This is a genomic window from Alterinioella sp. B-7, from assembly GCF_056857775.1.
Map to the genome: position 1 here is coordinate 33,733 of NZ_JBSXNT010000015.1, position 7,606 is coordinate 41,338.

Consider the following 7,606-nt stretch of genomic DNA (forward strand, 5'->3'; position numbering starts at 1 on the left):
TTAGCGGAGGGGCGGGGGGCGGTAAAGGGGGCGTCAGCCGCGTTGCACCTGCCGCAAAGAAACCCCGGCAATTGCGGCGGCCCCGGCGACAACGCCCGTCAGGAACATCCAGCCACCACCCGCATTGGCCGCGATGACGCCGATCAGCGCCCAGATGACCGCCGCCGCATAGGCCGGGCTGCGCAACCAGGTGAGGCAGGCGATGGCCGTGATCAGCGCCAGGACCAGCCCGATCCAGCTGCCTGTCGTCTGCGACAGCCCCTCGATATAGCCGACCGCGAGGGTCGTCAGCCCCACCCAGGAGGCCGCCGTGAGCCACCCCGCCAGCAGCATCAGGGGCACTTGCAACCACCAGGTATCGTTGCTTTTCACCGACCGCCCCGCCGCCACCAGGGCCAGCACCAACATGATCCAGATCGCCACCGTGGCCACGGGCGGCGACCAGACCGCCAGTGCAACCCAGGTCGCCCCAAGGGTTTGCACGGCGATGAGGGGCCAGCGGGTGCGGTCCCAGGCCGGATCAGTGTCGCGTTTAAGCAGCCCGAAGAGGCCGCTGGCAATCAGCGCGAGGAAGATCAGCCCCCAGATCGAGAAGGCGAAACCTGCGGGCGTCAGCGGCAGATCGGCGACCGGATAGGGGAACTGATCCGGCGCGAAGCCGCCGAAACCGGGCGTGAAGGTGGACCCGGCGGCAAAGCCCAATGCGGTCACCAGCACCAGGATCGCCTTCATTTTCGCAGTGCTGTCAGCGGTTTGCGGCGGAATGAGGTCAGACAAGATTTCCCTCCGGGGTCAGCGTGGTCTTGCCCCCCAGATATGGGTGCAGGGCGGCGGGAAGTCCAACCGAGCCGTCCTCCTGCTGGCCGTTTTCCAGCACCGCGATCAGGCAGCGGCCCACGGCGAGGCCGGAGCCATTGAGGGTGTGAACAAACTCCGGCTTGCCGCCGCCCTCGGGCCGGAAGCGGGCGTTCATGCGCCGGGCCTGGTAGTCGCCGCAGACCGAGCAGGAGCTGATCTCGCGGTAGGTGTTCTGCCCCGGCAGCCAGACCTCGATGTCATGTGTGCGGCGTGCGCCTGCGCCCATGTCGCCGGTGCAGAGCACCACCGTGCGATAGGGCAGCTCCAGCCGCTCCAGCACGGTTTGCGCGCATTCTGTCATGCGATCCAGCTCGTCACGGCTGTGATCGGGATGGGTGATCGAGACCATCTCGACCTTCTCGAACTGATGCTGGCGCAGCATGCCGGAGGTGTCGCGGCCCGCCGATCCGGCTTCGGAGCGGAAGCACAAGGAATGTGCGGTGTAGCGGCGGGGCAGGTAGCTTTCCTCGATGATGGTGTCGTTGACGATGTTGGTCAGCGTGACTTCCGAGGTCGGAATGAGCCACCAGCCTTCGCGGGTCTGGTAGCTGTCTTCGCCGAATTTCGGCAACTGACCCGTGCCGAACATCATCTCGTCGCGCACCAGAACGGGGGCGTTCACTTCCGTCAATCCATGCTCAACTGTATGTAAATCCAGCATGAATTGCGCCAGCGCCCGGTGGATGCGGGCGACACCGCCGGACATGAGGACGAAGCGGGAGCCCGAGAGCTTGGCCGCCGTCTCGAAATCCATGCCGTCCTGAACGGCCGGAATCTCGTAATGTTCCTTGGGGTCGAAGGCGAAATCGCGGGGGCTGCCCCAGCGGTGGATTTCCACGTTGTCGGACTCGTCCTGGCCGATGGGCGTGTCGTCGTAGGGGCGGTTCGGCAGCGCCGCGAGCATGTCGCGCAGGGCGGCATCCTTGGCCTTGGCCTCCTCCTCCATCCGGGCGATTTCATCTTTCTTTTCAGCAACTAAGGCGCGCAGGCGTTCGAACCCGGCCTCGTCTCCGCTGGCCTTGGCGCGGCCCACATCCTTGGAGGCCGCGTTACGTTCCGCCTGCGCCGTTTCGGCTGCCGAGATCGCGGCGCGGCGGGCCTCATCCAATGCCAGGATGGCAGGCGATTGCGGCGCCAGCCCGCGCATTTTCATGGCGGCGTCAAAGGCGTCGGGGTTCTCACGGATGGCGCGGATATCGTGCATGTCTGGCCTCGGCTCAGGGCGGAATTATCGCCTGTTCTATGCACCATCGGCAGGGCGGTTTGAACCCGAAAAGAGGGGGGTGCCCCCCGTACACCCCCCGATGCGCCCCCCGTGCAGACGCGGGGGGTGCCGCGTCCGAGGCACCTGCCGTCCCGAAACGCCGCGGACCCACCCGCACTTCGCCTTGCGCTTCGCCCCGCCCGCGATTAACGTGCCGCCGATTTCACAAGGGCCGAGGCCCTCCACGAAAAACCCAAGAGGACGCGCCCCACAATGGAAGCCATCGGCAGCTTTATCCCGCTTATCGCCATCATCGCGATCATGTATTTCCTGATGATCCGCCCGCAGATGCAGCAGCGCAAGGCGCATGAGGCGATGGTTCAGGCGCTCCGGCGCGGCGATGAGATCGTGACGGCAGGCGGGCTTTTCGGCAAGGTCACCAAGGTCAAGGACGAGCACGAGGTCGAGGTGCAGTTGGCCGAGGGCGTCAAGGTCCGCGTCGTGCGCTCCACCATTGCCCGCGTCGTCAACAAGACCGAACCGGCCAGCGAATAATCCCTGAACGCGGAAAGCGCTTCGATGCTGAATATCCCTACCTGGAACCGGGTGCTGATCTGGGGCGTCGTCGTCCTGGGCCTCGCCTTTGCGATGCCGAACCTCTTTTACGACCGGGTCGAGCGGCGCAATGACGCCGTCACCGCGATCGAGGAGGCGGGGGGCGATCCGGCGGACCTGGCCGGTGACCTGGGCGGCTGGCCGTCCTACCTGCCGTCGAGCCTGGTCAACCTGGGGCTGGATCTGCGCGGCGGCGCGCATCTCCTGGCCGAGGTGCAGGTCGAGGAGGTCTATGAGGCGCGGATGGATTCGCTCTGGCCCGAGGTGCGCAACACGCTGCGCGATCTGCGGGCCGAGGTTGGCGGTATCCGGCGCCAGGATGCGCCCGCGGGTGAATTGCATGTGCTGATCGGGAACTCCGAGGGTATGGCGACGGCCCTGGCCGCGGTGCGCGAATTGGCGCAGCCGGTGGTCAGCCTGACGGGCGTGGGGGCGTCAACGCTGGAAGTGGAGGCGCGGGGCGATGTGATCGTCATCCGGCTCTCCGAGGCCGAGCGCGCCGCGACCGACAACCGGACCATGATCCAGTCGGTCGAGATCGTGCGCCGCCGCGTCGACGAGGTCGGCACCCGCGAGCCCACGATCCAGCGCCAGGGCCAGCGCCGCATCCTGATCCAGGTGCCGGGGATCGGCAGCGCCGAGGAGCTGAAGCGCCTGATCGGCACGACCGCGCGGCTGACCTTCCACCCGGTCACGGGCCGCGCGACATCGGCCGATGCGGAAGCGCCCGCGCGCGAGATGATCGTGCCGGACCGCGACAATGAGGGGCTCTTTTACCGCGTCGAATCCAGCCCCGTCCTGACCGGCGAGATGCTGACCGATGCGCAGCCCTCGTTTGACCAGAACGGGCGGCCCGCGGTGGCCTTCAACCTCAACACCACGGGCAGCCGCATCTTCTGCGACTATACCCAGAACAATATCGGCGCGCCCTTCGCGGTGGTCCTGGACGGCGAGGTGATCACCGCGCCCGAGATCATCTCGGCCATCTGCCAGGGCTCGGGCCAGATCACCGGCTCGCGCAACGTGGCGGAATCGACCGAACTGGCGGTTCTTCTGCGCGCCGGTGCCCTGCCGGCGGGCCTGACATTCCTGGAGGAACGCACCATCGGGCCGGAACTGGGCGCCGACAGCATCGCGGCGGGCGAGATCGCGGCCGTGGTCGCGGGAATCGCGGTCCTGGTCTATATGGGGCTGAGCTATGGGCTCTTCGGGCTTTTCGCCAATATCGCGCTGATCATCAATGTCGGCCTGATCTTCGGCCTTCTGTCGCTGATCGGGGCCACGCTGACCCTGCCGGGGATCGCGGGGATCGTGCTGACCATCGGTATGGCGGTGGATGCCAATGTGCTGATCTTCGAGCGCATCCGAGAGGAGCTCAAGACCGCCAAGGGCCCGGCGCGCGCCATCGAGCTGGGCTATGAAAAGGCGCGCTCGGCGATCTATGACGCCAATATCACCACATTCATCACCGCGGTGATCCTCTTCACCATGGGCTCGGGCCCGGTGCGCGGCTTTGCCATCACGCTGGGCCTGGGGATCATCACCTCGGTCTTCACAGCGCTCTACGTCACGCGGCTGATCCTCGTGATCTGGTTCGAACGCCGCCGTCCCAAGAAAATCGAGGTGTAACGCAGATGCGTCTGAAGCTTGTTCCCGCCGAGACCAACTGGGATTTCTTCCGGTTCTCGACCCTCGCCATGATCGGCTCAGGCGCGGCGGTCATCGCCTCCATCGTGCTGTTCTTCATGGTGGGCCTGAATTTCGGCATCGACTTTCGTGGCGGCACCACGATCCGCACCGAGGCCAACAGCCCGGTAGAGGTCGGCGAATACCGCGATGCGCTGGACGCACTTGGCCTGGGCGACATCTCGATCACCGAGGTGTTCGACCCCACCTTCGCCGAGGATCGCCACGTCACCATGGTCAATATCCAGGCGCAGGAGGGCGAGGAATCGGTCAGCCCCGACATGATCGCGGCGGTCGAGGCCGCCTTGCAGGAGGTCGATCCGACGATCACGTTCCCCTCGGTCGAAAGCGTGGGGCCGACCGTCTCGGGCGAGTTGGTGCAGACCGCCGTGCTGGCCGTGATGCTGGCGATCGGGGCGGTGCTGATCTATATCTGGCTGCGCTTTGAATGGCAGTTTTCCTTGGGCGCGGTGGCCGCGCTGGTGCATGACGTGATCCTGACCATCGGCGTCTTCTGCCTGTTGCAGATCCAGTTCGACCTGGCGATCATCGCGGCCCTTCTGACCATCGTGGGCTATTCGCTGAACGACACCGTGGTGGTCTTCGACCGGGTGCGCGAGAACCTGCGCAAATACAAGAAGCGGCCGTTGAAGGAGGTTCTGAACCTCTCGATCAACGAGACGTTGAGCCGGACGGTGATGACCTCGGTCACGACCCTGATCGCGCTGATTTCGCTCTATGTTCTGGGCGGCGACGTGATCCGGGGCTTTGTCTTCGCGATGATCTGGGGCGTTGTTGTCGGCACCTATTCCTCGGTCTTCATCGCCTCCACCGTGCTGGAGAAACTGGGCGTCAAGCGCGACTGGTCCAAGCCCGATGGCGGGGCCGGCACGCAGTTTTCCAATGTAGATGCCTGAAGCGCTCCAGACCGTCCTGGCGACACCGGGGCTGGTCTGGATTGTCGTCGCGGCGGTGGCGGCGGGCGTGGTGCGCGGCTTTTCGGGCTTCGGCACCGCGATGGTGTTCCTGCCCGTCGCGGGGCAATTCCTGAGCCCGGTGACCGCGCTTGTGGCGATGACGGTGATGGACATTTTCGGGCCGCTGCCGCATGTGCCGCGCGCCCTGAAACATGCCCACAGGCGAGACATCGTGCGTCTTTGCGCGGGGCTGGTGGTGGCGCTGCCCCTGGGGCTGTGGGTGCTGGTGACGGTCCCGGCGGAGGTGTTCCGCTATGGTGTCTCCTCCATCTCGCTGGTGTTGCTGGTGCTGCTGATGATGGGCTGGCGCTACCGGGGCGAGGTGCGGCGGGGCATGATCTACCTGACGGGGATGTTGGGCGGGCTTTTCGGCGGGGCGGCGGGGCTGGCCGGGCCGCCGGTGATCATGATCTACATGGCGCGCCCCTTGCCCGCGCCGGTGGTGCGCGCCAACCTGATGCTCTATCTTATCGGCGCGGACGCGCTGATGATGGCGATGTTGGGCGCGGGCGGACGGCTGAGCCTTGTTGCGGTGATGACGGGGCTTGTGGTGACGCTGCCCTACCTGGCGGGCAACCTGATCGGGGCCTGGCTGTTCCGGCCCGATCACGAGCGCGCCTATCGGTGGGCCGCCTACACGATCATCGCGGTCTCGGCCCTGTCGGGCCTGCCGCTGTGGGATTGAGCAAAGGAGGCGCAGACATGCAGTTGAACGAGATCAATTTCGGCGATGCGCAGCCCGTGGAAGGCTACGGGCCGGGGTTCTTTCGCATCGGAGGCCAGGTGATCCAGGGGCCGGTGCTGTGCCATCCCGGCGGCGTCGCGGCCTGGGGCGGGCTGGAGGATCTGGACGCGTTGGCCGCGCTGGCGGGGAAGATCGACGTGCTGCTGGTCGGCATGGGCGAGGAGATCGCGCCGCTGCCCGACACGCTGCGCCAGCGGCTGGAGGCGGCGGGCGTCGGCGTCGACGTGATGGGGACGGGGCCCGCGGCGCGGACTTATAACGTGCTGCTGGCGGAAGGTCGCCGGATCGGGGCGGCGTTGCTGACGGTGTGAGGTTTGTTGCATGTGGAGCGATTGCAGGCATCGGCTGCACGGGGTGGGACGGGCGATATTGCGGACGAAGCCGCCGTTTGGATGCGCGGTATTTAGTGCTAGTATCCTTAGAAATCTGCGATGTAGGAGCAAACAAATGCTGTGTGCAATTATCGGATATGGACCTGGGCTGGGTACTGCTTATGCTGAAGTATTCGAACGCGCGGGTTACAACATCGCTCTTTTAAGCAGGTCGGGTGCAGGCAAAGCGACATCAAGTCAAACTAATGCAGTCACAAAGGCTTTTCACTGCGACGCGGGCAATCCTGAACACCTAAAGTCCGCACTTCACGATGTTGAAGAGAAGCTCGGGCCAATTGACGTCTTGATCTACAACGCTGACCTCGCCCAATTCGGGACTCTTGAAGAAATCTCGGAAGATCAGTTTGAACAGAGTTGGCGCGTAGGGGTTTTAGGCCTTTTCTCCACCGCGAAATTCCTTGGCCCCCGCATGGAACAGCGCGGAAAGGGAACACTGATTGTGTCAGGTGCGACGGCAGCTTTGCGCGGCAATGTTTGGACAACGGCCTTTGCAGCAGCGAAATCGGCGCAACGCAATCTTGCTCAATCATTGGCGAAACAGCTTGGCCCGAAGGGTATCCACGTGGCTTACTTGGTGATTGACGGAGTGATCGATACGGAGGACACGCGAATAAGCTTTGCACCAAAGGAGCCGGATGAGTTTTTCATGGATCCAAAGAGCATTGCCGAAACAGCATTGATGTTGGTCGGGCAGCACAAGTCAGCCTGGAGTTTCGAACTGGATCTGAGACCGTTCGGTGAGAAATGGTAATTGTCTGCACCCGTTCGTTCCATGGTATCCCGGTGGCCGCACTTTAGGTTGTGAAGAATTTTTAGCCAGGTGCTGTGGTTGAGCGAAAGTACTGCCACAGGATTTGCACTACAACGGCGCTGCATTCACCTCGATCGTGTTCAGGTCCGGATCAAGCAAATAGAGTTGTGGAAATCCGGAAAGCCCTTCGCGAATGATAAGCATTCTTTTTCTGTCGTTCTTCGGTAGGTCCGATCTAAGGAACGTCTGATCAACGCCTTCGGCTGCGCCGAGGCTTCGGCTTGAAGGCAGTTTGGCGCCGGACAGACGCCGTTGCCAGCGATTTTCGCGCCGTTTGTGCCGCCTGAGCGGCGGTTTGGTCGATTTTGGACGGACTCC

At 64.2% G+C, this 7,606-nt stretch carries 9 protein-coding genes; 6 read left to right on the forward strand and 3 right to left on the reverse strand.

What is annotated here, in order from left to right; genetic code table 11:
* Positions 1 to 33: 33 nt before the first annotated feature.
* Together AC13C7_RS01085 and serS are read right to left on the reverse strand one after the other, a co-directional pair.
* Entirely contained in the window at positions 34 to 777 is a 744-nt protein-coding gene (locus tag AC13C7_RS01085; RefSeq protein ID WP_172317308.1) for a hypothetical protein, read from the reverse strand.
* A complete protein-coding gene (gene serS / locus AC13C7_RS01090; RefSeq protein WP_482866331.1) occupies positions 770 to 2,062 on the reverse strand; it encodes a serine--tRNA ligase in 1,293 nt (430 codons plus the stop codon). Before serS ends, AC13C7_RS01085 begins: the two co-directional genes overlap by 8 nt.
* Positions 2,063 to 2,335: 273 nt before the next feature.
* Between serS and yajC the strand changes: the two genes are divergently transcribed.
* The 6 genes from yajC (at position 2,336) to AC13C7_RS01120 (ending at position 7,228) form a co-directional block, all read left to right on the forward strand.
* Positions 2,336 to 2,617 carry a preprotein translocase subunit YajC gene (gene yajC, locus AC13C7_RS01095; RefSeq protein WP_172317311.1) on the forward strand — a complete coding sequence of 94 codons (282 nt, stop codon included), beginning with the start codon at positions 2,336 to 2,338 and terminating at the stop codon, positions 2,615 to 2,617.
* Between the two features lie 24 nt (positions 2,618 to 2,641).
* On the forward strand, positions 2,642 to 4,306 hold the full coding sequence (secD, locus tag AC13C7_RS01100) for a protein translocase subunit SecD (protein WP_482866332.1): 1,665 nt from the start codon (positions 2,642 to 2,644) through the stop codon (positions 4,304 to 4,306).
* Positions 4,307 to 4,311: 5 nt separating this feature from the next.
* Positions 4,312 to 5,280: a protein translocase subunit SecF gene (gene secF / locus AC13C7_RS01105; protein WP_482866333.1), complete on the forward strand. Its 969-nt coding sequence runs from the start codon at positions 4,312 to 4,314 to the stop codon at positions 5,278 to 5,280.
* On the forward strand, positions 5,273 to 6,025 hold the full coding sequence (locus AC13C7_RS01110; RefSeq protein WP_172317316.1) for a TSUP family transporter: 753 nt from the start codon (positions 5,273 to 5,275) through the stop codon (positions 6,023 to 6,025). Before secF ends, AC13C7_RS01110 begins: the two co-directional genes overlap by 8 nt.
* A gap of 17 nt (positions 6,026 to 6,042) precedes the next feature.
* Complete coding sequence (locus AC13C7_RS01115; protein ID WP_172317318.1) at positions 6,043 to 6,396, forward strand: Mth938-like domain-containing protein; 354 nt, start codon at positions 6,043 to 6,045, stop codon at positions 6,394 to 6,396.
* 136 nt (positions 6,397 to 6,532) lie between these two features.
* Complete coding sequence (locus AC13C7_RS01120) at positions 6,533 to 7,228, forward strand: SDR family NAD(P)-dependent oxidoreductase (RefSeq protein ID WP_482866334.1); 696 nt, start codon at positions 6,533 to 6,535, stop codon at positions 7,226 to 7,228.
* Positions 7,229 to 7,336: 108 nt separating this feature from the next.
* Here AC13C7_RS01120 and AC13C7_RS01125 read toward each other — a convergent pair.
* Positions 7,337 to 7,606, reverse strand: a 270-nt coding sequence (locus AC13C7_RS01125) for a hypothetical protein (protein WP_482866335.1), incomplete at its 5' end; no start/stop codon positions are given.

Coding starts and splice junctions, on each gene's coding strand:
- serS (WP_482866331.1), bottom strand. CDS start 2,062: ATGCACGATATCCGCGCCATCCGTGAGAACCCCGACGCCTTTGACGCC.
- yajC (WP_172317311.1), top strand. CDS start 2,336: ATGGAAGCCATCGGCAGCTTTATCCCGCTTATCGCCATCATCGCGATC.
- secD (WP_482866332.1), top strand. CDS start 2,642: ATGCTGAATATCCCTACCTGGAACCGGGTGCTGATCTGGGGCGTCGTC.
- secF (WP_482866333.1), top strand. CDS start 4,312: ATGCGTCTGAAGCTTGTTCCCGCCGAGACCAACTGGGATTTCTTCCGG.
- AC13C7_RS01110 (WP_172317316.1), top strand. CDS start 5,273: ATGCCTGAAGCGCTCCAGACCGTCCTGGCGACACCGGGGCTGGTCTGG.
- AC13C7_RS01115 (WP_172317318.1), top strand. CDS start 6,043: ATGCAGTTGAACGAGATCAATTTCGGCGATGCGCAGCCCGTGGAAGGC.
- AC13C7_RS01120 (WP_482866334.1), top strand. CDS start 6,533: ATGCTGTGTGCAATTATCGGATATGGACCTGGGCTGGGTACTGCTTAT.